Annotated in this window: 27 protein-coding genes and 1 tRNA gene; 13 read left to right on the top strand and 15 right to left on the bottom strand. The window is 72.4% G+C overall.

Annotation, left to right across the window (positions count from 1 at the left end):
- Nucleotides 1-3: 3 nt before the first annotated feature.
- The 3 genes from HOO61_RS21120 to HOO61_RS21110 are packed head-to-tail and all read right to left on the bottom strand — an operon-like array spanning nucleotide 4 to nucleotide 2,392.
- On the bottom strand, nucleotides 4-765 hold the full coding sequence (locus HOO61_RS21120) for an amino acid ABC transporter ATP-binding protein (RefSeq protein ID WP_172261573.1): 762 nt from the start codon (nucleotides 763-765) through the stop codon (nucleotides 4-6).
- Entirely contained in the window at nucleotides 765-1,556 is a 792-nt protein-coding gene (locus tag HOO61_RS21115; protein WP_172261571.1) for an amino acid ABC transporter permease, read from the bottom strand. Before HOO61_RS21115 ends, HOO61_RS21120 begins: the two co-directional genes overlap by 1 nt.
- A 50-nt stretch (nucleotides 1,557-1,606) precedes the next feature.
- A complete protein-coding gene (locus HOO61_RS21110) occupies nucleotides 1,607-2,392 on the bottom strand; it encodes a transporter substrate-binding domain-containing protein (RefSeq protein ID WP_172261569.1) in 786 nt (261 codons plus the stop codon).
- A 64-nt stretch (nucleotides 2,393-2,456) separates the two neighbouring features.
- Here HOO61_RS21110 and HOO61_RS21105 point away from each other — a divergent pair, with 64 nt between their 5' ends.
- On the top strand, nucleotides 2,457-2,993 hold the full coding sequence (locus tag HOO61_RS21105) for a DUF1697 domain-containing protein (protein ID WP_172261567.1): 537 nt from the start codon (nucleotides 2,457-2,459) through the stop codon (nucleotides 2,991-2,993).
- A 13-nt stretch (nucleotides 2,994-3,006) separates the two neighbouring features.
- Here the strand turns inward: HOO61_RS21105 and HOO61_RS21100 are convergent, their stop codons facing one another.
- From HOO61_RS21100 to HOO61_RS21085, 4 genes are all read right to left on the bottom strand, one after another.
- Nucleotides 3,007-3,582 (bottom strand): isochorismatase family protein, encoded by a 576-nt coding sequence (locus HOO61_RS21100; protein WP_172261565.1) that lies wholly within the window; start codon nucleotides 3,580-3,582, stop codon nucleotides 3,007-3,009.
- A 94-nt stretch (nucleotides 3,583-3,676) separates the two neighbouring features.
- The gene (locus HOO61_RS21095; RefSeq protein WP_216659160.1) at nucleotides 3,677-4,804 is read right to left on the bottom strand and encodes a methyltransferase domain-containing protein; all 1,128 of its coding nucleotides are present in this window, start codon (nucleotides 4,802-4,804) and stop codon (nucleotides 3,677-3,679) included.
- 96 nt (nucleotides 4,805-4,900) lie between these two features.
- Nucleotides 4,901-7,636, bottom strand: coding sequence for a LuxR family transcriptional regulator (locus HOO61_RS21090; RefSeq protein WP_172261563.1), 2,736 nt, complete (start codon nucleotides 7,634-7,636; stop codon nucleotides 4,901-4,903).
- Nucleotides 7,637-7,692: 56 nt separating this feature from the next.
- A complete protein-coding gene (locus HOO61_RS21085; RefSeq protein WP_253942675.1) occupies nucleotides 7,693-8,937 on the bottom strand; it encodes a nicotinate phosphoribosyltransferase in 1,245 nt (414 codons plus the stop codon).
- Between the two features lie 63 nt (nucleotides 8,938-9,000).
- On the opposite strand from HOO61_RS21085, the gene clpS reads away from it, so the two are divergent.
- The 3 genes from clpS to HOO61_RS21070 are packed head-to-tail and all read left to right on the top strand — an operon-like array spanning nucleotide 9,001 to nucleotide 11,106.
- A complete protein-coding gene (gene clpS, locus HOO61_RS21080) occupies nucleotides 9,001-9,306 on the top strand; it encodes an ATP-dependent Clp protease adapter ClpS (RefSeq protein ID WP_172261559.1) in 306 nt (101 codons plus the stop codon).
- A 1-nt stretch (nucleotide 9,307) separates the two neighbouring features.
- Complete coding sequence (locus tag HOO61_RS21075; RefSeq protein ID WP_172261556.1) at nucleotides 9,308-9,901, top strand: DUF2017 domain-containing protein; 594 nt, start codon at nucleotides 9,308-9,310, stop codon at nucleotides 9,899-9,901.
- Nucleotides 9,898-11,106 carry a DUF429 domain-containing protein gene (locus HOO61_RS21070; protein WP_172261554.1) on the top strand — a complete coding sequence of 403 codons (1,209 nt, stop codon included), beginning with the start codon at nucleotides 9,898-9,900 and terminating at the stop codon, nucleotides 11,104-11,106. Before HOO61_RS21075 ends, HOO61_RS21070 begins: the two co-directional genes overlap by 4 nt.
- Nucleotides 11,107-11,116: 10 nt before the next feature.
- Here HOO61_RS21070 and HOO61_RS21065 read toward each other — a convergent pair whose 3' ends face one another.
- Entirely contained in the window at nucleotides 11,117-12,370 is a 1,254-nt protein-coding gene (locus tag HOO61_RS21065; RefSeq protein ID WP_172261552.1) for an MFS transporter, read from the bottom strand.
- Between the two features lie 99 nt (nucleotides 12,371-12,469).
- Between HOO61_RS21065 and HOO61_RS21060 the strand changes: the two genes are divergently transcribed.
- The 5 genes from HOO61_RS21060 (at nucleotide 12,470) to HOO61_RS21040 (ending at nucleotide 16,701) form a co-directional block, all read left to right on the top strand.
- Nucleotides 12,470-12,907: a M67 family metallopeptidase gene (locus HOO61_RS21060; protein WP_172261550.1), complete on the top strand. Its 438-nt coding sequence runs from the start codon at nucleotides 12,470-12,472 to the stop codon at nucleotides 12,905-12,907.
- Complete coding sequence (locus HOO61_RS21055) at nucleotides 12,907-13,197, top strand: MoaD/ThiS family protein (protein ID WP_172261548.1); 291 nt, start codon at nucleotides 12,907-12,909, stop codon at nucleotides 13,195-13,197. The genes HOO61_RS21060 and HOO61_RS21055 overlap by 1 nt, the downstream gene beginning before the upstream one ends.
- A gap of 4 nt (nucleotides 13,198-13,201) precedes the next feature.
- Nucleotides 13,202-14,152 carry a PLP-dependent cysteine synthase family protein gene (locus HOO61_RS21050; protein ID WP_172261546.1) on the top strand — a complete coding sequence of 317 codons (951 nt, stop codon included), beginning with the start codon at nucleotides 13,202-13,204 and terminating at the stop codon, nucleotides 14,150-14,152.
- 156 nt (nucleotides 14,153-14,308) lie between these two features.
- Nucleotides 14,309-15,616 carry an HNH endonuclease signature motif containing protein gene (locus HOO61_RS21045; protein ID WP_172261544.1) on the top strand — a complete coding sequence of 436 codons (1,308 nt, stop codon included), beginning with the start codon at nucleotides 14,309-14,311 and terminating at the stop codon, nucleotides 15,614-15,616.
- Between the two features lie 422 nt (nucleotides 15,617-16,038).
- The gene (locus tag HOO61_RS21040; protein ID WP_172261542.1) at nucleotides 16,039-16,701 is read left to right on the top strand and encodes a DUF3152 domain-containing protein; all 663 of its coding nucleotides are present in this window, start codon (nucleotides 16,039-16,041) and stop codon (nucleotides 16,699-16,701) included.
- 24 nt (nucleotides 16,702-16,725) lie between these two features.
- Here HOO61_RS21040 and HOO61_RS21035 read toward each other — a convergent pair whose 3' ends face one another.
- Both HOO61_RS21035 and HOO61_RS21030 read right to left on the bottom strand, forming a co-directional pair.
- A complete protein-coding gene (locus tag HOO61_RS21035; protein WP_172261540.1) occupies nucleotides 16,726-18,294 on the bottom strand; it encodes a CotH kinase family protein in 1,569 nt (522 codons plus the stop codon).
- A gap of 34 nt (nucleotides 18,295-18,328) precedes the next feature.
- Nucleotides 18,329-19,378, bottom strand: a complete 1,050-nt coding sequence (locus HOO61_RS21030) for an alkaline phosphatase family protein (protein ID WP_172261538.1) — start codon at nucleotides 19,376-19,378, stop codon at nucleotides 18,329-18,331.
- 91 nt (nucleotides 19,379-19,469) lie between these two features.
- Between HOO61_RS21030 and murI the strand changes: the two genes are divergently transcribed.
- Complete coding sequence (murI, locus tag HOO61_RS21025) at nucleotides 19,470-20,294, top strand: glutamate racemase (RefSeq protein ID WP_172261536.1); 825 nt, start codon at nucleotides 19,470-19,472, stop codon at nucleotides 20,292-20,294.
- On the top strand, nucleotides 20,291-21,067 hold the full coding sequence (locus HOO61_RS21020) for an MBL fold metallo-hydrolase (protein WP_172261534.1): 777 nt from the start codon (nucleotides 20,291-20,293) through the stop codon (nucleotides 21,065-21,067). The genes murI and HOO61_RS21020 overlap by 4 nt, the downstream gene beginning before the upstream one ends.
- 26 nt (nucleotides 21,068-21,093) lie before the next feature.
- On the opposite strand, the gene HOO61_RS21015 is transcribed toward HOO61_RS21020, so the two are convergent.
- Together HOO61_RS21015 and HOO61_RS21010 are read right to left on the bottom strand one after the other, a co-directional pair.
- Nucleotides 21,094-21,744 (bottom strand): response regulator, encoded by a 651-nt coding sequence (locus HOO61_RS21015; RefSeq protein WP_367650267.1) that lies wholly within the window; start codon nucleotides 21,742-21,744, stop codon nucleotides 21,094-21,096.
- A complete protein-coding gene (locus HOO61_RS21010) occupies nucleotides 21,741-22,907 on the bottom strand; it encodes a histidine kinase (RefSeq protein WP_172261530.1) in 1,167 nt (388 codons plus the stop codon). The genes HOO61_RS21015 and HOO61_RS21010 overlap by 4 nt, the downstream gene beginning before the upstream one ends.
- A 233-nt stretch (nucleotides 22,908-23,140) precedes the next feature.
- Here HOO61_RS21010 and rph point away from each other — a divergent pair, with 233 nt between their 5' ends.
- A complete protein-coding gene (gene rph / locus HOO61_RS21005) occupies nucleotides 23,141-23,881 on the top strand; it encodes a ribonuclease PH (RefSeq protein WP_172261528.1) in 741 nt (246 codons plus the stop codon).
- Nucleotides 23,836-24,531 carry an RdgB/HAM1 family non-canonical purine NTP pyrophosphatase gene (gene rdgB, locus HOO61_RS21000; protein WP_172261526.1) on the top strand — a complete coding sequence of 232 codons (696 nt, stop codon included), beginning with the start codon at nucleotides 23,836-23,838 and terminating at the stop codon, nucleotides 24,529-24,531. Before rph ends, rdgB begins: the two co-directional genes overlap by 46 nt.
- Here the strand turns inward: rdgB and HOO61_RS20995 are convergent.
- The 3 genes from HOO61_RS20995 to bcp form a co-directional block, all read right to left on the bottom strand.
- Complete coding sequence (locus tag HOO61_RS20995) at nucleotides 24,520-25,395, bottom strand: bile acid:sodium symporter family protein (protein ID WP_172261524.1); 876 nt, start codon at nucleotides 25,393-25,395, stop codon at nucleotides 24,520-24,522. The genes rdgB and HOO61_RS20995 overlap by 12 nt on opposite strands.
- Before the next feature lie 69 nt (nucleotides 25,396-25,464).
- Nucleotides 25,465-25,538, bottom strand: a tRNA-Leu gene (locus tag HOO61_RS20990).
- Nucleotides 25,539-25,578: 40 nt separating this feature from the next.
- On the bottom strand, nucleotides 25,579-26,049 hold the full coding sequence (bcp, locus tag HOO61_RS20985; RefSeq protein ID WP_172261522.1) for a thioredoxin-dependent thiol peroxidase: 471 nt from the start codon (nucleotides 26,047-26,049) through the stop codon (nucleotides 25,579-25,581).
- Nucleotides 26,050-26,081: the final 32 nt, after the last annotated feature.

Raw genomic sequence — 26,081 nt, 5'->3', positions numbered from 1 at the left:
GCCCTAGAGCACCTTGGAGAGGAACGACTGCGTGCGCTCGTGACGCGGGTCGGCGAGCACCTCGCGCGGGTCGCCCTCCTCCATGATGACGCCGTCGTCCATGAAGACGAGCTTGTCGCCGACCTCGCGTGCGAACCCCATCTCGTGGGTGACGACCATCATCGTCATGCCCTCGGAGGCCAGGTCCTTCATGACCGCCAGCACGTCCCCGACCAGCTCGGGGTCGAGCGCCGACGTCGGCTCGTCGAAGAGCATCATGTCGGGACTCATCGACAGCGCGCGCGCGATCGCGACGCGCTGCGACTGCCCTCCGGAGAGGTGCGCGGGGTAGGCCGACTCCTTCTCGGCCAGTCCGACCTTCGCCAGGGTGGCGCGGGCCACCTCGACGGCTTCGTCCTTCTTGCGGCCCTTCACCTTCTCCTGCGCGATGGTGAGGTTGCGCAGCACCGTCATGTGCGGGAAGAGGTTGAACTGCTGGAAGACCATCCCGATCCGCGCGCGGAGCTTGTCGACGTCGGCGTCGGGGTCGGTGATCTCGGCACCCTCGACGAAGATCTTGCCGCTCGTCGGCGTCTCGAGGAGGTTGACGCAGCGCAGCAACGTCGACTTGCCCGAGCCGGACGGTCCGATGACGCAGACCACCTGGCCGTGCCCGACGTGGAAGTCGATGCCCTTGAGGACCTCGTTGTCGCCGAAGCTCTTGTGGAGGTCCTGGACGTCGATCGCCGCGGTCGTGCGGTCGTGCTCGTGGGTCGGGGTGGTCATCAGCGGGCCCTCTCCGCTCGGCTCTCCATGCGGCGCACGACGATCGACAGCGGCACCGTGATCAGCAGGTAGCACAACCCGATCACGATGATCGGGGTCAGGTTGGCGGCCGTGTTCATGCCCTCACGGCCGAACTTGGTGAGCTCGTAGTCCTCGAGCGCGAGGCCGAGGATGTAGACGAGCGAGGAGTCCTTGGTGAGCAGGATCAGCTCGTTGGTCAGCGGCGGCAGGATGATCCGGAACGCCTGCGGGACGACCACGCTGATCATCGCCCGGCTGTGCGACATGCCCAGCGACCTGGCGGCCTCCATCTGCCCCTTCGGCACCGCCTGGATGCCGGCACGGATCGTCTCGGCCATGTAGGCGCCACCGACGAGACCCAGCGCCAGGGTGACGATGCCGAGGTTCCCGAAGGGGATCTGGCGGTCGGGGAACGCCAGGCTGAAGCCGACGCTGAGCGCGATGAAGACCACCAGGGCGGGCAGGCCGCGGAAGAGCTCGATGATCCCGGTGGCGATCCACCGGTACGGGCCCACGCTGGACAGGCGCATCAGGGCCAGGACGAGCCCCAGCACGAGGCCGAACGTGAACCCGCACGCGGTGTAGATGAGCGTGTTCTTCAGCGCGATCGTGATGACGTCGGGGAACTGCGCCTTCACGACCTCCCAGTCCCAGAACGCCCGCTGGAGCTGGTCCCAGTCGGCGAGCAGGGCGATCGCCACCAGGACGAGCACGAGGACGGCGTACTGGACGTAGCGCAGCCGCGCGGCACGCTGGCGGGGACTCGCCATGGATCACTCCTGTCAGGGCACGGACGGTGAGCCGGGGCACTCCGGGGAGGTCACTCCGGAGCGGTGCCGAACCACTTCTCGTAGGCGGCGTCGTACTCGTCGCTGGCGATGGCGTCGTTGACGATGCCGAGCAGCTCGTCGTTGCCGTCCTTCTTCACCGAGAAGCCGTACACGTCGCCGGTCTCGAACTCCGCGCCGACCTCCACGTCGGGGTTCTGGCTGGCGAAGTAGTTGAGCAGGCCGTTGTCGTTGACGCCGGCGTCGGCCTTGCCGGTCTTGACGGCCTGCTGCATGAGGGCGGAGTCCTCGAAGGAGACGATCTTGGCGTCCTCCGGGGCGTTCTCGCGGGTGTAGTCGGCACCGGTGGTGGCGTCCTGCACGGCGATGGTCTTGCCGGCCAGGTCGTCGAGCGTCGTGTAGCCGGCGCCGGCCTTCATCAGCAGCGCCTGCTTGGCCTCGAAGTACTGGTCGGAGAAGTCCATGACGGCCTCGCGCTCGGGCGTGATCGACATGGCCCCCGCGGCGACGTCGCACTGGCCGGTGTTGAGCGCCTCGCCGGAGACGATCGTCTCCCAGCCGATGTCGACGACCTTGGTGTCCCAGCCCTCGGCGTCGGCGGCGATCTTGAGCACGTCGACGTCGAAGCCGACGACCTCGCCGCCCTCGGTGAACTCGAAGGGCTCGTAGGGCAGGTGGGTGCAGATGGTCAGCGTGCCGCCCTCGACGAGGCTGACCCCTGACTCGGTGGTGGTCGAGGTGTCGTCCTTCGCGCACCCTGCGACGAGCAGGGTGAGAGCGGCGAGGCTGGTCCCGATGGCACGTGCACGAGTGTTCATGACGACAACCCTAGACCCGCCGCGCCCCGACCACGTCGCCCGTCCCGGAGGGCATGATCGGTCCGTGCCCACCTACGTCGCCTTCCTGCGAGCCATCAACCTCGGCGCCACGCGCAAGTTCCCCAAGGACGCCATCAAGGCGGCCACCGAGGCCGCGGGCGGGACCGACGTCGAGACCTACATCAACACCGGCAACGTGCGCCTGACCCACCCCGCCCGGTCGGTCGCGAAGGTGCAGCAGGCGCTGGAGGAGGCCTACGCCTCCGCGGCGGGCTTCGAGGTGCCGACGATCGTCTTCACGACCGGTGACCTGGCTGCGCTGACGGCGCGCGCCGAGGAGCTGCACGCCGAGCACGACCCCGCCGGCCAGCACTACGTGACGCTGTACGCCGCCGCGCCGCCCGCCGCGGCCGTCGAGGCGGCGCACGCCCTCGAGCACGACGGCGAGGTGGTCGTCGTCGACGGCCGGGCGGCCTACGTGCTGCTCGAGGGCAACATCCACACCTCGAGGCTCCTGGCCTCGAAGGAGCTGGCGGCCCTGGGCCAGGGCACGGCACGCACGGTCAAGGTGCTGCGCACCGTCACCGAGAAGTGGTGCTGAGGCCCGGCAGGCCTCAGGCGATCTCGACGCCGGCGCCCGCCAGCTCGGTGATCGCGGCGGCGGTCGACTCCTCCGCGACCCCGGCGCACAACGCCGTCAGGACCCTGGTCGTGAAGCCCGCGCCCGCGCCGTCCAGGGCGGTCGCGCGCACGCAGTGGTCGGTGGCGATGCCGCACACGTCGACCTCCTCGACCTTCCGGGCACGCAGCCAGTCGGCCAGCGCCTCGCCCGACGTCGTACGACCCTCGAAGCCGCTGTAGGCCGCCTCGTGCTCGCCCTTGCAGAACACCTCGTCGAAGGGCTGCGGGTCGAGGTTGGGGTGGAACGCCGCCCCCTCGGTGCCGACCTTGCAGTGCACCGGCCACGACTCGACGAAGTCGGGTTTCACCGACCAGTGCGACCCCGGGTCGACGTGGTGGTCCTTCGTGGCAACGACGACGTCGTACGACGGTGCGTCCTCGCCGCGCGCGTGCCAGCGGTGCAGCAGCTCGTTGATGTCGGCCGCCACCCGGGCGCCACCGGGGACGGGCAGCGACCCGCCCTCGCAGAAGTCGTTCTGGACGTCGACGACGATCAGGGCTCGGGCCATCCCCCGAGGCTAGCGGGCGCGCACGCGGGAGCAGCCCTCCCACCGCCCGCAAGAAGGGGTGGCGGGAGGGCGCCGGGGACCCCTGCCCCGGGCGTCAGCGGCGAGTCGCCGTGACGATGCGGTACTCCCACTCGCAGACCAGGCCGTCGCCCTCACCGCGGTCGTGCGACTCAGCGAGGGCGACCAGGTCGGCCCGGAGCGCGGCGCGCCCCTCCTCGTCGAGCCGGCCCGCCGCCGCGAAGGTCGGTCCGTAGTAGGTGAGGAACAGGTCGGCGAAGCCGGCACCGTCGGTGAAGCGCTGCGTCACCGTGGCCGTCACCGACCGGACCTCGTGGACGCCGTCGCCGAGCAGGTCGGCGACGACCTCCTCGGTGCCCCACCGGGTGGCCGGCTGGGCGCCCGGCGGGGGCGACACGTGGGCGCCCACCGTGCGGAGGATGCCACCCACGAAGCCCTCGGGTGTCCAGCTCGCCAGGCCGATGCGCCCGCCGGGGCGCGTCACCCGCACCAGCTCGCGCGCAGCCGTGTCGTGGTCGGCGGCGAACATGACGCCGATGGCCGACATGACGACGTCGAACGAGGCGTCGTCGTAGGGGAGGCGTTCGGCATCGGCCTCGGCCAGCTCGACGACGAGGTCCTCGGCCTCCGCCCGGCGGCGGGCGATGTCGAGGAGCCCGGGCACGTAGTCGATGCCGACGGACTCCGCCGACCTCCGCGCCGCGGCCAGGGCCACGTGACCCGTGCCGGTCGCGACGTCGAGGACCCGGTCGGTCGGACTGACCCCCACGTGGTCGACGAGGTGCTCGGACACCGGGACCGTGAGGGCGGCGATCTTGTTGTAGTCGCCGCTGCTCCACACCTTCTGCTGCTTGTCGCGCAGCTCGGTGAGGTCCGGGCGGGTGGTGGTGGTGCTGGTCATGCTGGTTCCTTTCGTGGTGCCGTCCGGCGTCTCCTGTGCGCCGGCGACGGACGTGGTGGCCGCCGAGACGTGCTCGAGCCGGAGTCCGGCCCGCCCCACCGCCTCGGTGACCAGGTCGACCGAGTCGGCCTCGTAGAGCAGGAAGCACGTCTCGTCCTCGGGGACGAAGAACGACTGCAGGTAGCGCACCGCCCGGCCCTCGCGGGTCAGGTCGGCGCCGGCCTGCTCGGCCACCGCGACGTGGTGCTGCGCGGCGGCGTGGTCGCCCTGTGCGACGTAGAGCTCGACGAGGTACTCGGCCATGACTCCACGGTGCGTGCCCGGGCCGGGGTGCCGAAACTGCGGATGACCCGAGGAAATGACCCCGGGAACAACCCCAGTTGACAGGTGCCAGGGGCCTCAGGGCACCGCTGCGTCGAGCTCCTCGAGGCGTGCCGCCAGCTCCATCCGGGACCGGATGCCGAGCTTGGTGTAGGCGTTGCGCAGGTGGAACTCGACCGTGCTGACGGTGACCACCAGCGTCCGGGCGATCTCCTTGTTGGCCAGCCCCTGCGCCGCGAGGTCGGCCACCCGGCGCTCGGTGGTCGTGAGCCGACCGGGCGAGCTCGGCCGGCGGGCACCCACCCGTTCGAGGTCGGCGCGGGCAGCGGCCGCCCACCCGGGGGCGCCCTGCTGCTCGAACAGCCGGACCGCCTGCTCGAGAGAGTCGCGCGCCGCTCCCCACTTGCGGGAGCGGCGCTGCGCGCGCCCCAGCGCGAGCCAGGTGCGGGCCGCGTCGGCGACCAGCCCCAGGTCGTCGTACGCCGTCGCGTGGCCGGCCAGCGCCTCGGCGTCGTCGTCGGACCAGCCCGCGGCGAGCGAGACGGTCGCGGCGCCGCGGCCGGCGGCCAACCGGCACCACGTGTGGTCCTGGTGGTCGGCGGCCTCGCGCAGCACGTCGACCACCGCGGACGCGCCGTCCAGGTCGCCGAGGTCGACGAACGCCTCGACGAGGTCCGGGGCGACGGGGAACGCACCCGGGTCGAGCACTCCCTCGTCACGGGTGTGCGTCCACACCGCCTGCAGGTGCTCGACCGCCTCCTCCGGGCGGTGGTCGAGCAGGGCCGCCACGCCCAGCGCCCTGGTCGCCTCCAGCCAGTCCCACCGCACGCCGGTCTCCTCGGCCTGCGCCACGGCGCGCTCGGCCCACTCACGGGCGCCGGCCGCGTCGCCCCGCCCGGCGGCGAGCAGGCTGCGGCACCGCTCGTACATCGGCCAGTGGAGCAGGCTGCTGTCGAGCGAGGCGGCCCACTCGTCGAGGAGCTCCTCGGCGTCGTCCCACCGCCCCGTCCGCAGCTCGAGCTCGCACAGGTGCAGGCGGGCCAGCGCGTACGGACTCGGCTCGCCGCGGTCGGCGGCCAGCGACCGGAACGCCTCGAACCGCTCCCGGGCGGGGCCGGGCTCGCCGCGCCACACGTGCTGCTGCCCGACCACCCGACCCGGGGTCCGGGCGAGGTACGTCGACCCGCAGGCGAGGGCCGCGTAGCGCTCGACGAGGTCGTCGAGCGGGCGCCCGCGCAGTGCCGAGGTCCACACGCGGGTGTAGAGCGCGAGCCGCTGGTCACCAGCCGACCCGGACGCCGACGCCTCGACGGCCTCGCCCGCCCGACCGTCGGCGACCGCGACGTTGCGCACCTCGATGACGGCCTCGTTCTCCGCCAGGTGGCACAGCACGCGCAGACGCAGGGCGTGGTCGTCGCCGGCCTCGTCGAGGGCGCGCTGCAGGAGCGCGAGGATGTCGTCGTTCCCGTGGACGACGCCGCCCGTCAGCAGCACGTGCGCCCGGACCCGGTCGGCTCGGTCGGGCAGGGTCGCCGCCCGCGGCGCGAGCAGGTCGGTCAGGCGCTGCTTCTCGCCGGCCATCTGCAGCAGCTTGGCCAGCAGCATCACCCGCCCGGCGTCGTCCTCGCCGGGCGGTGTGAGGCGCAGCGCGTGACCAGCGAGGTCGGCGGCCAGCCGGATGGCGCCCCGGGCGGTGGCGCGCGCGACGGCGCCGTCCAGACGGGTCGCGAGCGCCCGGTCGGGCTCCGTCGCCGCCAGGGCCAGGTGCAGCACCCGGCGCTGGTCGTCGGTGACGACCGCGGCCAGGTCGGTGTGCAGGTGCCGTACGTCGTCGGTCGACGCGGCTCGTCGGGCGGCCTCGGCCAGCAGCGGGTGAGCCGGCCGGACCCGGTCCCCGTCGACCGTCAGCACGCCGGTGGCCGAGGCGTGCTCGAGCGCATCGGGCCCGGCCAGGTCGCGCACCTGCGGGGCGCGGAGGTCGGCGTCGAGGGCCAGCGCGAGCAGCAACCTGCGCGCCGTCGGGTCGAGGTCGGCCACCCGCAGGCCCAGGAGGTCCTCGACCGCGTCGGGGACGGGCAGCTCCTCGCCGATCGTCGACGGGTCGCGCCGTGCGAGCAGGCGCCCGACCTCGAGGGCGAAGAGCGGGTTGCCGAGGGTGGTGTCGTAGACACGGCGGAGGACGTGGTGGGGGAGCCGCAGTCCGAGGCGGCTGGCCAGGATCTGCCGCGTGCCGCCGAGCGTGGTCGTCCGCACCTCGAGCCGGTCGACCCGCTCGGCTGCGAGCGCCCGCTCCACCGCGCCCGGGGGGCCGGGGCGCCGGGCGAGGAGGATGGTCACCCCGTCCTGGAGCCGACGGGCGGCGTAGGAGAGTGCCGCCTGGGACGACCGGTCGAGCCACTGCACGTCGTCGACGGCCACGAGGAGGTGCTGGCCGCGGGCCAGGACGCGCAGCGCCGACAGGAGCGCCAGCGAGACCACCTGCTCGGTGGGCGCCTGGTCGCCGGGCTCGGCGCGGTAGAGCGCGACCTCCAGCGCGCGCAGCTGCGGTGCGGGGACCTCTGCCAGCTCGTCGACCCCGACCTCGTCGAGCAGGTCGATCAGGCCCGCGAAGGGGAGCCCGGTCTCCGACGCACTGGCCCGGGCGAGCAGGACCCTCATCCCGCGGTCGCGCGCCCCGGCGACGCCGTGCTCCCACAGGCTGGTCTTGCCCACGCCCGGGGCGCCCTCGAGCACCAGCGCCCGCGCCGAGGTCGGCTCGCGGTCGAGCACCTCGGCGATCATCACGAGCTCGGCGTCGCGCGCGACGAGACCCATCCCGGCATCATGACAGCCGGTGGGCCCGCCGGGCACCGGAAAAGAGGGGGCTCAGGTCACGGGCCGAGATGCACCGTCGGGATCACTGGCTCGCCGGCCGACATCATCGTGACCGAGCGGGGCAGCTCGGCGACCGAGGCGCGGTGGCGGGCCCGGGCCTCGTCGAGCGTCGCACGGCCGACGACCTCTCCGTCGCGGACGAGGGGGACGAGGAGGGGACGGTCGTCTCCGTCGTCCTCGGGCGCGGCGCCGATCCCGACGACCTCGGCCTCCGCCACCCCGTTCGGGCCACGCCGGCGCAGGGCGTACTTCCGACCGCCGATGGACTGCTTGTCCGTCGACTTCTTCGCCACCGACACCAGCTCGCCGGTCGCGTCCTCGCGGGCCACGAGCTTGTAGACGAAGCCGCACGTCGGGTGGCCCGAGCCCGTGACCAGCTGGGTCCCGACGCCGTACGCGTCGACGGGCGCGACGGCGAGGGCGGCGATGGCGTGCTCGTCGAGGTCGCTCGTCACCACGATCCGGGTCGCGCTCGCGCCGAGCTCGTCGAGCTGGGCGCGCACGTCACGGGCGACCTCGCCGAGGTCCCCGGAGTCGAGGCGGACCGCGCCCAGCCCTGTGCCGGCCACCTCGACCGCGAGGCGTACGGCCTCGGTGACGTCGTAGGTGTCGACGAGCAACGTCGTGCCGACCCCGAGCGTCTGCACCTGGGCGCGGAAGGCGTCGGCCTCGGCGTCGTGGAGCAGGGTGAAGGAGTGGGCCGCGGTGCCGGTGGACGGCACGCCGTAGCGGGCGCGCGCAGCCAGGTTGCTGGTGGCGTCGAACCCGGCGACGTACGCCGCCCGCGCGGCAGCCACCGCCGCCTGTTCGTGGGTCCGCCGCGACCCCATCTCGATGCACGGCCGGTCACCTGCCGCCAGCGTCATCCGCGACGCCGCCGACGCGATCGCGGAGTCGTGGTTGTAGATCGACAGCAGGACGGTCTCGAGCAGGACGGCCTCGGCGAAGGTCCCCTCGACCACGAGCAGCGGCGAGTAGGGGAAGTAGGCCTCGCCCTCGGCGTAGCCCCACACGTCGCCGGAGAAGCGGTAGGAGCCGAGCCAGTCGAGCATGTCGGGGTCGACGACGCCCTCGAGCGCGGTCAGCGTCGCCGCGTCGAAGCGGAAGTCCTCGAGGGCGTCCAGGGCCCGGCCGACCCCGGCCACCACCCCGTAGCGGCGACCCGCGGGGAGCCGCCGCGGGAAGAGCTCGAACACCGCCCTCCGGTCGGCCGTGCCGGACTGGCGCGCCGCCTGGACCATGGTCAGCTCGTAGTGGTCGGTCAGGAGCGCCGCTGAGGCTGTCACGACCCACACTGTGCCACGATGGACCATGTGTCAGCCGCCAGTCCCGTAGAGGTCGAGCCGACCCTGACCCCCGACGAGATCACCTTCCTGGCCAAGCCGTGGGTGACGCTCGTGTGGGACGACCCGGTCAACCTGATGTCCTACGTCTCCTACGTCTTCCAGAAGTACTTCGGCTACGACAAGGCGAAGGCCGAGAAGCTGATGCTCGAGGTGCACACCGAGGGCAAGTCGGTCGTCTCGACGGGCACGCGCGAGGAGATGGAGCGCGACGTGCAGGCGATGCACGAGTACGGGCTCTGGGCGACGATGGAGAAGGCATCCTGAGGTGAGCGGCTTCGAACGACACCGCAGGTCCGGCCACGTCATCGCCACCTTCACCGGCTTCGAGGCCGACCTGCTGCGCTCGCTCGCCTCGCAGATGGTCGAGCTGCTGCGCAACGAGCGGGCCGAGCCTGCCGCGCCGACCGCCGACGCCTTCGAGGCGATGATGGCGGAGTTCTCGGGCGCCACGACGATCCCCGACGACCCGGTGCTGGCGCGCCTGTTCCCCACGGCGTACCCCGACGACGAGGAGTCCGCGGCCGACTTCCGACGGTTCACCGAGGGCGGGCTGCGCGACGGCAAGGCCGCTGCGGCCGGGGCGATCATCGACACGCTGGAGGAGGCCGGCCTTCCGCCCGAGCTGACCGAGGACGGCCTCGTCATCGACGTCGAGCTCACCCACGCCGAGGCCGAGACCTGGATGCGGGCCTTCACCGACATCCGCCTCGCCCTCGCCACCCGACTCGGCGTCGAGGCCGGCGACGAGCACTACTGGCACTCGCTGCCCGACGACGACCCGCGCGCGCAGGCGCACGACATCTACGAGTGGGTCGGCTACCTCCAGGAGACGGTGGTCGAGGCGCTGACGGCCGGATGACGCCCGTCCCCGACTTCGTCGTCGCCATCCGGGACAAGATCGGCAGCGACCACCCGCTGTGGCTGCCGGCCGTCACCGCGGTCGTACGTCGCGGCGACCAGGTCCTGCTGGTGCGCCGCTCCGACAACGGCCAGTGGTCCCCGGTCACCGGCATCGTCGACCCCGGCGAGGAGCCCGCGGTGGCCGCGGCCCGCGAGGTGACGGAGGAGACCGGCGTACGCGTCCGGGTCGACCGGCTCGCCTCCACCGGCGTCCACCCCGAGATCGTGCACGCCAACGGCGACCGGGCCGCCTACCTCGACCTGACCTTCGCCTGCACGTGGGTCGCCGGCGAGGCGCACGTCGCCGACGACGAGTCCAGCGACGTCCGCTGGTGGCCGCTCGCCTCGCTCCCGCCCATGAGCGACCTCCTGCTCGCCCGCATCGAGGCCGCGCTCGGCGACGATCGTGAGGCCCGCTTCGTGGCGCCGGCCGGCCAGGGCGAGGCCGAGCCCCCGCCCGTCCTCAGGCCCCCGGCCCCCGTCCTCGGCGTGGACGCCTGCCCGGCCGGCTGGGTCGGCGTCGTCCTGGACCCCACCCTGCGGGCGTCCGTCTTCGTCGCCGCGGACATCGCGGGCCTGGTCGAGCTCGTGCGCGAGCAGCACGACGTGCCCGTGGTCGCCGTCGACATCCCGATCGGCCTGCCCGACAGCGGCGGCCGGCTCGCGGACGCCGAGGCCCGCCGGGCGCTGACCGGCAAGGCGTCCTCGGTGTTCTCCACGCCCGTACGCTCCGCGGTCGAGGCCGCGACCTACGCCGAGGCACGCGAGGCCAACCTCGCGGCGACCGGCGGGCGCACCAGCGTCAGCGCCCAGGCGTACGCCCTGCGCGACAAGGTGCTGCAGGTCGACGCGTGGGTGCGCGGACGGCCCGGCACGAGGGTGATCGAGGTGCACCCGGAGGTGAGCTTCGCCCGGATGGCAGGGGCGCCCGTGCAGGCGCGCAAGAAGGACGCGGACGGTGCCCGCGCCCGCCGCGAGGCGCTGGCCGCCCATGGGATCGTCGCCCCGGCGTTCTTCCGCGGTGCCGGTTTCGGCGAGGACGACCTGCTCGACGCCTGCGCCGCCGGCTGGACGGCGGTCCGACACGCGCTCGGGGTCTCGGAGTCGTTCCCCGAGGTGCCGGAGGTCTTCTCCGACCAGATCCCGGCCGCGATCTGGGTGTAGCCCGGCCCGATCAGCCCGAGTGGGTCAGTACGCCGTAGCGCTCGCGGGAGGCGAGCGCCCACCGGGATACCGGCACCGAGGCGAGGGCGACCGCGAGCATGAGCGCGGCGAGCACCAGCCAGCCGGTCTCGCCCATCTCCACGCACAGCAGCGTCACGATCGGTGGCCCGACGACGGCGATGACGCTGAAGCCGAGCCCGGCGAAGCCCTGGTACTGGCCCTGCCGCTCATGGGGGGCGAGGCCCATCTGCAGGCCCCACTGGCCGCCGGAGCCGATCATCTCGCCCACGACGTGCACGAGGGACCCGACGACGAGCACCACGACGGCGAAAGTCGCGTCGCCCCGGTCGGCCAGCGCCACGATCGCGAAGCCGGCCGCGATCCACACGGCGCCGCGGACCAGGGCCCGGGCACCGGCCTCCACGGAGTCGGCGCGACGCGAGAGCCTGACCTGGAAGAGCGCGACGCAGGCGGTGTTGATGATCAGCAGCACGGCGACCATGACGGGCGGGGCGGCGGTGCGCTCGGAGATGTAGAGCGCCAGGCCCAGCTCCATCACGAAGAAGTGGAGCGAGAACAGCCCGGTCAGCGCGACGACGGCGACGTAGGGCCAGTCGCGCAGCACGGCGAGCCGCGGCTCGCCCTCGAGCCGGACGTAGGCGGGGAGCTCCGGGAGCCGGGTGGTGTTCCACGCGGCGAAGCCGGTGAAGACGGCGTTGAGGACGAACACCGAGATGTAGGCCCAGGCCTCGTCGACCACGAGGGCGGCGCCGCCGAAGACCGAGCCGAGCCCGATCGCGGTGTTGGTCACCGCCCGCAGGTAGGCCTTGAACTGCACGCCGCGCCCGCCTGTGGCGAGCTGCGCGATGACGCCCTGCTGCACGGAGCCGGCCGACCGTTCGAAGAGCGTCAGCGCGGCCAGCAGCAGCGCGAGCTGCCACGGCGTACGGGCCAGGACGGGCAGCGCGCTCGCGAGGGCGGCACCCACCATGAAGACGGTCAGGACGCGGCGCGGGCCGTGGCTGTCGCCGAGCTGGCCGGCCGGCACCTGGACGAGGATCCCGACCACGGCCGCCACCGCCATCGCGAGGGCCACCTCGGCGGCGGTGAAACCCACCTGCCGGGTGAAGTAGAGCGCGCTGGTCGTCATCACAGCGCCGGCGCCGAAGCGGTTGGCGAACGAGCCGAGCGCCAGGACGCGCAGGTCCCGCTCGAGCGGGATGCCGTGGCGGGTCAGCGGCGCCTGCGCCTGCGACAACGACATGGACTTCCCCCGGATCTCTCGACGTCAAGACACTCTGTCGTCAGGTTACGACGTGAGACGCGCACGAACCGCATCGGGCGCCTGCCTACCCTTGACAGCGTGCTGACCATCGCCCAGGAGATCCGCGACGCCATCGTGGCGCACGCCAAGCGCGACCACCCTGACGAGGCGTGCGGCGTCGTCGCGGGGCCCGAGGGCTCCGACCGCGCCGAGCGCTTCGTGCCGATGGTCAACGCCGCGGGCAGCCCGACGTTCTACGAGTTCGACTCCACCGAACTGTTGGCGCTCTACAAGGACATGGACGCCCGCGACGAGGAACCGGTGGTCATCTACCACTCCCACACCGCCACCGAGGCCTACCCGAGCCGCACCGACATCGGCCTGGCCAGCGAGCCCAACGCCCACTACGTGCTCGTCAGCACACGGGAGCACGGGAATAGTGACGGCCCCGTGGAGTTCAGGTCATACAGAATCATCGACGGCGTCGTGACCGAGGAAGAGGTCACGATCCCAGCTACGGAAGAGAGCACCCCCTGATGGCCATCGACGTCCGGATCCCCACCATCCTGCGCACCTACACCGACGGCGCGAAGGCCGTCGAGGGCTCGGGTGGCACGCTGTCCGCGCTGATCGACGACCTGGACGGCAACCACCCCGGCATCAAGGACCGCCTCGTCGAGGACAAGTCCGGCTCGATCGACCTGCGCCGCTTCGTCAACGTCTACATCAACGACGAGGACGTCCGCTTCATGGGCGGCCTCGACGCCGAGCTCTCCGACGGCGACCAGGTCGTCGTCCTCCCCGCCGTCGCCGGTGGGGCCCGCTGACCGGATGGCCCGCTTCGACAACCTGCTCGACTCGGTCGGCAACACCCCCCTCGTGGGGCTGCCGCGGCTCTCGCCCAGCCCGGACGTACGTCTCTGGGCCAAGCTCGAGGACCGCAACCCGACCGGCTCCATCAAGGACCGGCCGGCCCTGAAGATGATCGAGCAGGCCGAGAAGGACGGCGTCCTGCGTCCCGGCTGCACGATCCTCGAGCCGACGAGCGGCAACACCGGCATCTCGCTCGCCATGGCGGCCAAGCTCAAGGGCTACCGCATCGTCTGCGTGATGCCGGAGAACACGTCCGAGGAGCGGCGCCAGCTGCTGCGCATGTGGGGCGCCGAGATCGTCTCCTCCCCGGCCGCCGGCGGGTCCAACGAGGCCGTCCGGGTCGCCAAGCAGGTCGCGGGGGAGCACCCCGACTGGGTGATGCTCTACCAGTACGGCAACGAGGCCAACGCCCTCGCGCACGAGGAGGGCACCGGACCCGAGCTCCTCGCCGACCTCCCCGGCATCACCCACTTCGTCGCCGGGCTCGGCACCACCGGCACGCTCATGGGCGTCTCGCGCTACTTCCGCAGCGCCAAGCCCGACGTACGCATCGTGGCCGCCGAGCCGCGCTACGGCGAGCTCGTCTACGGCCTGCGCAACCTCGACGAGGGGTTCGTGCCCGAGCTCTACGACGCCTCGCTGATCGACTCGCGCTTCAGCGTCGGCCCGCGCGACGCCGTACGCCGGGTGCGCGAGCTGCTCGAGCTCGAGGGCATCTTCGCCGGCATCTCCACCGGCGCGATCCTCCACGCCGCCCTCGGCCAGGCGGCGAAGGCCGTCAAGGCCGGCGAGCGCGCCGACATCGCCTTCGTGGTGTGCGACGGCGGCTGGAAGTACCTCTCCACCGGCGCCTACGAGGGCACCATCGACGAGGCCGAGGACCGGCTCGACGGGCAGCTCTGGGCCTGAGCCCGACAACCAGGACGCCCTCCGCCCCTACCGGAGGCTCGGGTTCGAGCCCGTCGAGGGGCCGCACGTCGCTCAACCTGCACCTCGCTCGGCCCGCGACCGAGACATGAGCTCGTCGACGGGGGAGGCGGCTGACCAGCTCGTGCTCGCCGCTCAGTGGGCGGACCTGCACCCGCCGGAGTCGACCACGATGCCGCGTCGTTCACGGTTCCGGGGTGCGAGCACGAGGAGCCCATCGCCGGCGACGGATGCCCGCCGGTCGCGGAGTTCTGCATCGCCGAGCTCGGCGGCGTGCTCGGGGTGTCGACGACGGCGGCGAAGAAGCTCATCGGCCAGTCGTTGGAGCTGCGCCACCGCCTCCCGCGGTTGTGGGCACAGGTCCAAGCAGGGCGGGTGCCGGCGTGGGAGGCCCGCGCGGTCGCCGAGACCACCATCCACTCCTCCCCGTCGTTGACCAAGGAGGCCGCCGCGTTCGTGGACGCGCAGGTCGCCGCCGTCGCCGGGAAGGTCGGCTCCGCGCAGCTGGACCGGCTGGTGGCGGAGGCGATCAAGAGGTTCGACCTCGCCGCACCCGACCCGGCCGCTGATCCCGAGGACGGCTACCTCCACGTGGACCCGCGTCACGTCACGATCGACTCCCAGGACGTCCACTTCGCGGGGACGATGCGGATGGAGGGCGAGCTCGACATCGCCGACGCGCTCGATCTCGACCGCGCGCTCGCGCAAGGTGCTGCCACCCAGGCCGCACTCGGATCGACCGAGTCGCTGAACGCCCGGCGGGCGAAGGCGCTCGGCGACCTCGCCCGCACCCAGACCGCGCTCGACCTCCACACCACGGGCATGGGCACTCCCGCGAAGGTCGAGGCCGGGGACGGCGACGGGCTCCCCGTCGCACGCGAGGTCGTCCTGCACGCCCACTTAAACGCCCACTTCGACGAGGGCTCCGACGAGCAGACCGTGTTCGGGCCCACCGGACGCCTCGAGGAAGGCCAGCGGCTCGTGCTGCTCGACCAGGTCCGCTCCTGGTGCTCCGACTCCCGCACGAAGGTCACCATCAAGCCCGTCATCGACCTCAACACCCAGCTGGCCACCGACACCTACGCGATCCCCGACCGGATCCGCGAGCAGGTGGTTCTCCGCGATCGAACTTGCGGCTTCCCCTGGTGCACCCGCCCCGCCCGACGCTGCGACATCGACCACATCGTCCCCCACGACCCCGACGCCGCATCCGAAGGACTTGAGCAGCCCGGGCCGACACGGACAGACAACCTCGCCGCCCTGTGCCGGTTTCACCACCGGCTCAAGACGCACTCGGCCTGGCACTACGAGATGGTCACGCCCGGGGTCAATGAGTGGACCAGCCCTCACGGGCACCGCTACCGCCGTGACCGCACCGGCACCAGCCCGATCGACCCGGACGATCCACTGGGTCCACCCGGCATTCCGCGACCACGCCGACCATGACCCCGCCCCACACCCCGCAGACCTGAGGTCAGCGGGGGTGTCGGCGCGTCCCGACCAGGTGCATCGAGCGTCGCCAGCGCCACCGAGCCGACCTCGACCCCCTCGACCCCCTCGACCTGCGGTCGCGCCCGCGATGATCGCGCGCTACTCGCCTTGGGCCCAAGCAGAGACCGGCAAGAAGAGGTACACCCCGAGGGCCGTCGTCCCGGCGGCCTCGGCCAGCTCGGCGCACAACCGGTCGCACCGTTCCTGACGTGTCGCGGCACGGCTGGCGAACCACTTCGACCGGACTTCCACCACGATGTCCAGCCCACCGAGGTCGTAGGGGCCGCGTGGACGGAATCGGACCTCCGCGTCACCCGGGGGCATGCCGTGACGCTACGCCGCACGACGTCGGTACGTCCCGCGCGTAGGCTCGTGACATGCCCCGGGCCGCCCGCGTCGCCGTGCTCGCCCCCGTGCTGACCGCGCTCCTGCTGTCGGTCATGGGTGCCCCGACCCACGCCACCGTCGAGGACGCGCGCGAGCACCGGCGGGCCGAGCACGGGCGCGCGACCCCGACGCCGACGCAGCCGACCATGGAGGCGTACGCCGTCCCGGTGAGCCGCCGCGTCACCTACTCCGTCCGCACACGAGGCAGGGTGACCGCGTCGATGAAGGTCTTCCGCCGGCAGGCGCAGGAGACCTTCGACCACCCGCGCGGCTGGCGTGCCGCCGGCGTGCAGTTCCGCCGGGTGCGCCGGGGCGGTGACTTCACGCTCGTGCTCGCCGCGGCCGGCACCCTTCCGTCGTTCTCGTCCGGGTGCTCGGTGCGGTGGTCGTGCCGGGTCGGTCGGCACGTGGTGATCAACCAGCTGCGCTGGAGGCGGGCCTCGCCGGCCTGGAACGCCGCCGGCCGGTCGCTGCGCGACTACCGGCACCTGGTCGTCAACCACGAGACCGGCCACTGGCTGGGCCGCGGCCACACCACGTGCCACGGCCGCGGCCGCGCGCCGGTGATGATGCAGCAGTCCAAGGGCACCGGCGGGTGCCGCTTCAACCCGTGGCCGCTCCCCTGGGAGGCCGCGGCGGTCAGACGGCGCTGACCGCCACGGGGTGGGTCGGCAGACTCAGCGCTTGTTGGCGTCGATGGCCACGACGGTCGTCGTCGGCGAGCCGACCACGACGTCGCCCGACGCAGCGGTGATGGTCACCCGGATGCTCTCGCGACCCTCCGTCACCGTGTCGTCGAGGACCTTCACAGGGATGACGCGCTCGGTCTGGCCGGCGGGGAAGGTGACCGAGCCCTGCTCGGCGACGAAGTCCTCACCGGGCGTGGCCGACCCGGCCTGGACGACGTAGGCGACGTCGACCGCGGTGCTCGGGGCGGACTGGAGCTGCACCGGGACCCAGACCGTCCGTTCGCGCTCCGGGGTGCGCTGCCGGATCCCAGCGAGCCGAGCCTCGTTGTTGCTCAGCCACTGGATCCGCTTCGTGAGCCAGTCGCCGAGGAAGTCGACCTCCGCCTGCCGGGTGCTGCCGTGGTGGGTCCAGTCGAGGTCGCCGGCCGCGTGCCACTGGGTCCAGTCGGACTCGGCGGCAGGAGCCAGGGTGGCCGAGGCGGCGGGGATCTGGGAGACGACCTGGCGCGCGATCGGCTTGAGGCGGGCCCAGCGGCTCTTGACCCGGGCGGAGAAGGCGGGGTCCTGCAACATCCGGGCGATCCAGTGGCGCCCGAGCCGGGTGCGCCAGGCGTCCGGCTCCGTGGAGCCGAGCCAACGGGTCCCCGCGCTGAGGTCGAAGTCCCACACGGGGCCGAAGACGAAGCGCTTGCCCGGCACCCAGCTGAAGTTCACGCTCGACTGGAAGTTGGAGTCCTGGTTGGCGAACAGCTCCTCGACGAGGTACCAGTCGATGAGCTTGCGGACGTTGACGTACGCCGCGTAGCCGGTCTCGGGGTCCGCGAAGTCGGGGCCGTAGAGCACCTTCTCGAAGCGTGACACCGCGCGCCGCACCTGGCGACGCTGCTGCTTGGTCACCTCGTCGGGGTCCTTGAACGCGATGGCGGACCCCCTCCGGGTGCGGAAGCCGGGCTCGCCGTCGCGCAGGTAGCGCTGGTTGAACTCGAGCAGGTAGCCGTCGTCGGGCAGGTTGACGCGTCCCTTGCCCTCCTCGACCTGCTCGGTGAGCATGTAGAGGCCCTGCGGCTGGCCGTTGAGCACCACCTCGACGAAGCGGTAGCGCGGGGTCCACGACAGTCGGGTCTGCCCGGCGACGGCGAACGCCGCTGCCGTGCGCAGCGAGCTGCGGTCGGCGTAGCCGGCGAGGAGCACCCACTCGTCGTAGTCGCGCGACCCGACCAGGGCGGCGTCCTCCTCCAGCTTGAGCTTGTACGGCTTCTTGTCCCAGCCCCACGTCGAGTTGCCGCGTCCGCGCACCTCGGTGACCCGGGTGACGCCGTCGAGGGTGACCGTGCCCGGCACGTAGTCCTCGCGCCCGACGGCTGCGCCCCCGGTGTCGATGACCAGCTGGGCAGGCGGGGCCGGCGGCCAGCCGATCACCGCGGCGGCGCGATCGCCGCCCGGGGTGGGGGTGGGCTCGCGGCCCGAGGCCGGCGTGAGCACCACGGTCGACGCGGCGACGGCGAGCGCAGTCGCGGCGCTGAGTCGTCGCAGCTGGAGCATCTTCAACACGGACACGGGTCCTCCTCAGCCCGGCGTCCGGGCGGATGGGTCAGGCAGGTGGGGGTGAGACGTCGAGATCGAGGCTGGAGTTGTGCTCGCTTCCCGGGACAGCGGGGAGGTCCAGCAGGTCGAGCGTCAGGTTGGCCAGGTCGCCGTTGCGCACCGGCGGAGGCGTCCGGCGGTAGGTCGTGCGCCGCTTGCCCGGGTCGCCGTAGTCGTCGGCGTTGAGCTCGTAGAGGTCCGCGCCGGCGGGCACGCCCGGACCGGCCACCATGAACGCGACGCGGTAGTTGGCCAGCTTGCGGGCGTCCGAGTGGCTGTCGCCGAGCCCGCCGTGGTCGCTGGTGAGGATGATCGCGGTGCGGCCGACGAGCTCGTTGTCGGAGCGCACGGCGTCGACGATCACCCCGACGAGGCGGTCGACCTGCTCGACCGCGCGCAGGTAGCGCGGTGACATGAAGCCGTGGTCGTGGCCGACGGCGTCGGGCAGGGAGAGGTGCACGAAGCGGAAGGCGCGCTCGTGGTCGCGCAGGTCGCGCCGCACCGAGCGGGCCAGGAGCGAGTTGTCGAGCTGGATGCGGGTGGTGTCGATGGCGAGGGGCCAGCTGCGCTTCCAGAGCGAGAACTTCGTCTTGCTCGCGAAGAGCGCGGTCGAGCCGCCCGCCGCGGCGACCTGCGTGAAGACCGACTCGACCCGCTGGCCGGCAGCTGCCTGGACGGTCGCGGGTCGGCGCCGGTCGTCGTTCCATGTCACGCCGTGGCCGCCCGTGGTCGCCTCGACGCGGCGCCCGGTCACCATCCCGGTGTGGTTGGGGAGGGTGATGGTGAGCTCGTGCTCGGTGCGGGCGTTGAGCGTCGACGCGCCGGAGTCCATGAGGTCGTGCAGGTGCGGCGTGCGCGCGCGGCCGAGCTTGTCGAGGGCGTCGGTGTTGAGCCCGTCGACGGAGATCGCCACGACGGAGTCGACGGCGTTGTCCGCGGAGACGCGCGGGGTGGGCAGCGTGGGGTCGCCGGACGGCACCTGGGCCGGGGCCGACGTCGGCACGAGGCCTACGGCGGTGCAGGCGAGCAGGGAGGCGATCGCGGTGCGCAGGGTCACGCGGCGACCCTAACCCGGCGAGGGCCGTGTGACGGGACCGACGCACGCGACCGCGTGACCCGCGACGGCCCGACCGCCTAGCCTTCCTCCTGTGCCGACGTCCACGCCGCGAGAGACCGCCGACGCCCCGATCGGCATCTTCGACTCCGGCTTCGGCGGGTTGACCGTGGCGCGCTCGGTGATCGACCAGCTCCCGCACGAGTCGGTCGTCTACCTCGGCGACACCGCCCGCCAGCCTTACGGCCAGAAGCCCATCGGCGAGGTCCGCGAGTACGCCCTCGAGTGCCTCGACCACCTCTACGAGCAGGGCGTCAAGGCGCTCGTGATCGCCTGCAACTCCGCGAGCGCCGCCATGCTGCGCGACGCCCGCGAGCGCTACGACGTACCCGTGGTCGAGGTGATCCTGCCCGCCGCGCGGCGGGCGGCCGCCGCCACGCGCAACCAGCGGGTCGGTGTGATCTGCACCCGCGCCACCGCCAGCTCGATGGCGTACGACGACGCGTTCGCCGCGGCGCCCCACCTCGACCTGCACATCCGGGCCTGCCCGCGTTTCGTCGACTTCGTCGAGCAGGGCGTCACCGGGGGCGACGAGCTGCTCGCCGCCGCCCACGACTACCTCGACCCGCTGGCCGAGGCGGGTGTCGACACGCTGATCCTCGGCTGCACCCACTACCCGCTGCTCACCGGCGTGATCTCCTACGTGATGGGCGATCAGGTCACCCTGGTCAGCTCGGCGGAGGAGTGCGCCAAGGACGTCTACAAGATGCTGGCCCGCACCGGCCTCATGCGCCCCGACGGCGAGGCGCGCTACACCTTCTCCACCACCGGCAGTCCCGACGACTTCGCCACGACCGGCCGCCGCTTCCTCGGCTCGGAGCTGCTCGGCGCGACGCAGTTCGCCGGAGGCCGCAGATGAGGCTCACCGTCGTCGGGTGCTCGGGGTCCTACCCCGGCCCCGAGTCCGCGGCGAGCTGCTACCTGCTGGAGGAGGAGCACGACGGCCGCACGTGGCGGATCCTGCTCGACCTCGGCAACGGGGCCCTCGGCCAGCTGCACCGCTACGCCGACCCTCTCGACGTCGACGCGGTGCTCCTCAGCCACCTCCACGCCGACCACTGCCTCGACCTCTGCGGCTACTACGTGATGCGCAAGTACCACCCCACCGGTCCGCAGCCGCAGATCCCCGTGTGGGGGCCGGCCGGGACGGCCGAACGGATGGCGCGGGCCTACGACCTGCCGCTCGACCCGGGCATGACGCAGGAGTTCGCCTTCCTGGAGTACGGCAGTCGCGACCACGCCGAGGGCGGGGTGCTGGAGCTCGGCCCGTTTCGCGTCGAGGTCCGGCAGGTGGTCCACCCGGTCGCTGCCTACGCCCTGAAGGTGACGGCCGGCGGTCGCACGCTCGTCTACTCCGGTGACACCGGGCCGTGCCCGCAGCTCGACGAGGTGGCCACGGGTGCGCACCTGCTGCTGGCCGAGGCCTCCTTCCGCAGCGGCGACGACAACCCGCCCGACCTCCACATGACCGGCACCGACTGCGGACGTACGGCGTCCCGCGCCGGGGTCGAGCGTCTGGTGCTGACCCACGTCCCGCCGTGGCACGACCCGGCCGACGCCGAGGCCGAGGCGCGCGCCGAGTGGTCGGGCCCGGTCGACCTGGCCCGGGCCGGGGCGACGTACGACGTCTGAGCCCGGGCGGGCTCGAGCAGGAGCCCTCAGACCAGGCCGGCGTCGTGCACGACCATCGCCACCTGCACACGGTTGGTGGCGTCGAGCTTGGTCAGCAGGCGCGACACGTGCGACTTCACGGTCGGGATCGACAGGTAGAGCTCCGAGGCGATCTCGGAGTTGCTGAGCCCGCGCCCCACGCACACGGCGACCTCGAGCTCGCGCTCGGTCAACACCGTCAGCCGGTCGGCGGCCGTGGAGGACCGGTCGTTCGTCGAGGTGCTGCGCAGCCGGGACACCAGGCTGCGCGTCGCCGACGGTGACAGCATTGCGTCGCCGGCCGCCACCGTGCGGATCGCGCCGACGATGTCACCGGGCGGGGTGTCCTTGAGCAGGAACCCGTCGGCGCCCGCCGCGACGGCCCGCAGCACATGGTCGTCGGCGTCGAACGTGGTGAGCACGACCACGGCCGGCGGGGACGGCCTCGAGTGCAGGATGCGCGTGGCCTCCAGGCCGTCCATCACGGGCATCCGGATGTCCATCAGCACGACGTCGGGCCGGTGCTCGGCGACCTGCGCCAGGCCGGCCTCGCCGTCGGGGGCCTCGCCGACGACCTCGATGTCGGCCTGCCCGCCGAGCATCAGGGTCAGCGCCGAACGGACCAGCGGGTCGTCGTCGACGAGCAGCACACGGATCACGCGGTCCACGGTAGCCACGCCTCCAGCACGAACCGCGACCCCACCGTGCGCTGGTGCAGCCGCCCGCCCCGCAGCTCGGTGCGCTCGCGCAGCCCGACGAGTCCCAGACCCGCGCCGGGTGCGCCGCTGGGCCGGTCGCCGGGCCGGTCGCGCAGCGGGTTGCTGATCACGACCGTGATGCCGCCCCGCGCGCCACCGGAGGAGCGGATCGCCACCTCGGCGCCGGGGGCGTGCTTGCGGACGTTGGTGATGCCCTCCTGCACGATCCGGTAGACCGTGCGGCCCGTCGCCGGGGGCACCGGCACGTCGCGGTCGACGTGGTCGGCCCAGTCGACGTCGAGGCCGAGGGACCTCGCCTCGTCCACCAACGCGTCGATGTCGTCGTACGTCGGCTGCGGGCGCGCGGTGGGTGGGCTCGCGTCGTCCTCGCGCAGCACGCCCAGCACGTCGCGCAGCTCGTGGAGCGCGTCGTTGGCCTGGCGCTGGATCTGCCCGAGTCCCTCGCGGAGGCGGTCGCCGTCGAGGTCGTCGCGGAAGGCGAGCGCGCCGGCCTGCATGGAGACCTGGGTGATGCGGTGCGCGACCACGTCGTGCATCTCGCCGGCGATGCGTGCGCGCTCGGTCGAGCGGGCCTGGGTGAGCCGCAGCTCCTGCTCGAGCTCGGCCCGCTCGGCACGGTTGCGGAGGTTCCAGAGCAGCTCACGCCGCGAGCCGATGTAGAGACCCCAGCCCATCATCCCGGTGTTGACGGCCAGGTTGACGAGCGTGGTGACGAGGAAGTCGTTGTCCTCGATCGGCGCGATCGTGGTCCATGTCTGGGCTGCGGCGAAGTTCGCGCTGCCGACCAGCACGACCTCGCGCCAGCGACGCCGGGTCGCGACGGAGACCGCCGCGAGGGTGGCCGGGCCGGCCGCTATCCCGGAGAGGGCGCTCATCGCCGCGATCAGCATGGCCACGCGCACGGGCGCCCGACGGCGGAAGTACACCAGCACGAAGGCGGCGAGGCCCAGCACCACCTCGGCCATGAAGAGCAGGCGGTGGTCCTGCCACTCCGCCCTTGCGACGGTCTGCCAGATCGCAGCCGAGAACACGAGGCAGACGGCGTAGCGCCAGGCGTGCGACACCCACGTCAGCTCGGGCTGGGTGTCGGGTCGAGGCTCCACGGCGCTCAGGGTAACGAGCACATTTCCTACTTTGGTCGCATCGACATGGTCTCTGGGCCGATGCGCCCGGCCTGCGCGGGGCGTCAAGGTGGTCGTACCAACCGCGTGGAGGGAGCTGCGCGGCGTGGGGCCGCGCACATGTGGACGGTCCCACTGGGGACGGGGCTTCGAGCCGGGTCCGGTGACACACGGGGGTGACCGGACCCGGCTCTGCCACGTCTAGGGTCGTGCCCATGACTTCTGGTCCGACTTCCGCCGCCCGCGCCGACGGCCGCGCCGACGACGAGCTCCGCCCGATCACGATCACGCGCCACTGGCTCGACCACGCGGCGGGGTCCGTGCTGGTGGAGTTCGGCGGCACCAAGGTGCTGTGCGCCGCCTCCGCCTCCGAGGGCGTGCCCCGCTGGCGCAAGGGCTCGGGACTCGGGTGGGTCACCGCCGAGTACGCCATGCTCCCCGCGGCCACCAACACGCGCTCCGACCGCGAGTCGGTCAAGGGCCGCATCGGCGGCCGCACGCACGAGATCTCCCGGCTGATCGGCCGCTCGCTGCGGGCCGTCATCGACTACCAGGCCCTCGGCGAGAACACCATCGTCCTCGACTGCGACGTCCTCCAGGCCGACGGCGGGACGCGCACCGCCGCGATCACCGGGGCGTACGTCGCCCTGGCGGACGCGGTCGCGCACCTGCGGGCCAACGGCGCTCTCGCCGGTGAGCCGCTGACCGGCTCGGTCGCCGCGGTCAGCGTCGGCATCATCGACGGAGTGCCGCGCCTGGACCTGCCCTACGTCGAGGACGTCCGCGCCGAGACCGACATGAACGTCGTGATGACCGGCGAGGGCAAGTTCGTCGAGGTGCAGGGCACGGCCGAGGGCGTCGCCTTCGACCGCGCCGAGCTCGACGCCCTGCTCGCCCTGGCCGAGAAGGGATGCGCCGACCTGACGCGCCTGCAGCAGGAGGCGCTGGCCCGGTGAAGATCTTCCTCGCCTCCGCCAACGCCAAGAAGATCCTCGAGATGCAGCGCATCCTCGCCGAGCACGTGCCCGGCATCGAGGTGCTCGGCATCGGCGACGTGGACGGCTACGTCGAGCCGGTCGAGGACCAGCCGACCTTCGAGGGCAACGCTCTGCTCAAGGCGCGCGCCGGTGTGGCGGCCACCGGGCTCCCCGCGGTCGCCGACGACAGCGGCCTGTGCGTCGACGCCCTCAACGGGATGCCGGGCGTGCTGTCCGCCCGGTGGTCGGGCAGCTCCAAGGCGGTCGAGGGCGGACGGGACGCCCGCAACAACGAGCTGCTGCTCGACCAGCTCCACGACGTACCCGACGAGCGTCGCGGTGCGCACTTCACGTGCGCCGTGGCGTGGGTGATGCCCGACGGACGGGAGCGCGTCGTCGAGGGCCGGATGGACGGCCGCATCATCCGCGAGGTGCGGGGGAGCGGTGGCTTCGGCTACGACGTGGTCTTCGTGGCGGTCGAGCACGACGCCGAGGACCTCACCTCGGCCGAGCTCGGCCCGGGGGAGAAGGACCTCATCTCGCACCGCGGCCGGGCGCTGCGCGAGCTCGCGCCGTACGTCGCCGCGGACCTCTTCGGCACGGAGCCGAGTGCGGGGTCAGGCGACTGACGTCTCCTCGCGCGCGCCGACCTGCCTGCTGACCCACATGCCCCACAGGGCGGCGAAGACGAACATGATCAACGAGTAGACGGCCGCCGGCACCGAGATCTCGACCTCGTCGAGCACCTCGACCGCGACGAAGATCGCGAGCGTCGCGTTGTGCACCCCGACCTCCATCGAGGACGCGATGGCCTGCGGGCCGGTGACCCCCGCCGCCCTGGGCACGTAGTAGCCGACGACCAGGCTGACCGCGCAGAACAGGGCGGCGATCAGGCCGACGTCGGCGAGGTAGTCGCCGACGTTCTCGCGCTGGTCGAGCAGGATGCCGAGCACCAGGATCGCCAGGATCACCGCCGACCCGATCCGCACCGGCTTGTCCATCCGCCGCGCGAAGCCGGGCGCCCGGGCGTTGACGACCATCCCGATGCCGACCGGCAGCAGGATCAGCGCGAACACCTTGACGATCTCGACCAGCGGCATCGAGACGTCGTCCTGCCGGTCGTACCAGGCGATGGCGAGCCCGGTGATGAGCGGCAGCGTGACGACCGCGATGACGGTGTTGATCGCCGTCAGCGTGATGTTGAGGGCGACGTCGCCTCGGAACAGGTGGCTGAAGAGGTTGGCCGTCGTGCCGCCCGGTGAGGCCGCGAGCAGCAGCATGCCGATGCCGAGCAGCGCCGGGAGGTCGAAGAGCACCACCAGCCCGAAGCAGATCGCCGGCAGCAGCACGATCTGGCAGGCGAGCGCGACGGCGACGGCCTTCGGCGCCCGGCCGACCCGCTTGAAGTCGCCGACCGTCAGGTCCAGGCCCAGCCCGAACATGATGATCGCCAGCGCGAGCGGCAGTCCGACGGTGGTCAGCGCGGAGTCCATGCGCGGACCCTAGTGGTGACGCGGGTCACATGTGCGGGACTCGCGAGGAACTGCTGCCTTCGGTGGGGGTGCGCCCGGTGAGAGTCGAACTCACACTGTCACGGACCTAAACCGTGGGCCTCTGCCTGTTGGGCTACGGGCGCTGCGGTCACATCTTCACACGTGTCCGGGGCGCGGCGTAGGTCAGGCGAGGCCGAGGTCCTTGCGCAGCTTGGCGACGTGCCCGGTGGCCTTGACGTTGTACTGGGCGAGCTCGACGGCGCCGTCCTCGTCGATGACGAAGGTCGACCGGATCACGCCCTCGACCTCCTTGCCGTAGAGCTTCTTCGTGCCGAAGGCGCCGTAGGCCCGGTGGACGGCCAGGTCCTCGTCGGAGAGCAGGGTGACGGTGAGGGCGTCACGCTCGCGGAACTTCGCGAGCTTGGCCGGCTTGTCCTTCGAGACGCCGAGCACCTCGTAGCCCGCGCCGCGCAACGAGTCGAGGGACTCGGAGAAGTCGCAGGCCTGCTTGGTGCAACCCGGGGTCATCGCCGCCGGGTAGAAGTAGAGGATCACCTTCTTGCCGCGAAGGTCAGACAGCGAGACTTGCTCCTCGGTGTCGCTGGCCAGGGTGAAGTCGGGGGCGGTGTCGCCGGTGGCGAGGCGTTGGGACATGACGGCTCCTTGGTTGTTGCAAGACACTTGCA

Origin of the sequence: Nocardioides sp. zg-1230 (assembly GCF_013155335.1) — a bacterium.
Taxonomy (GTDB): Bacteria; Actinomycetota; Actinomycetes; order Propionibacteriales; family Nocardioidaceae; genus Nocardioides.
This window is presented reverse-complemented; position numbering and strand designations above follow the sequence as displayed.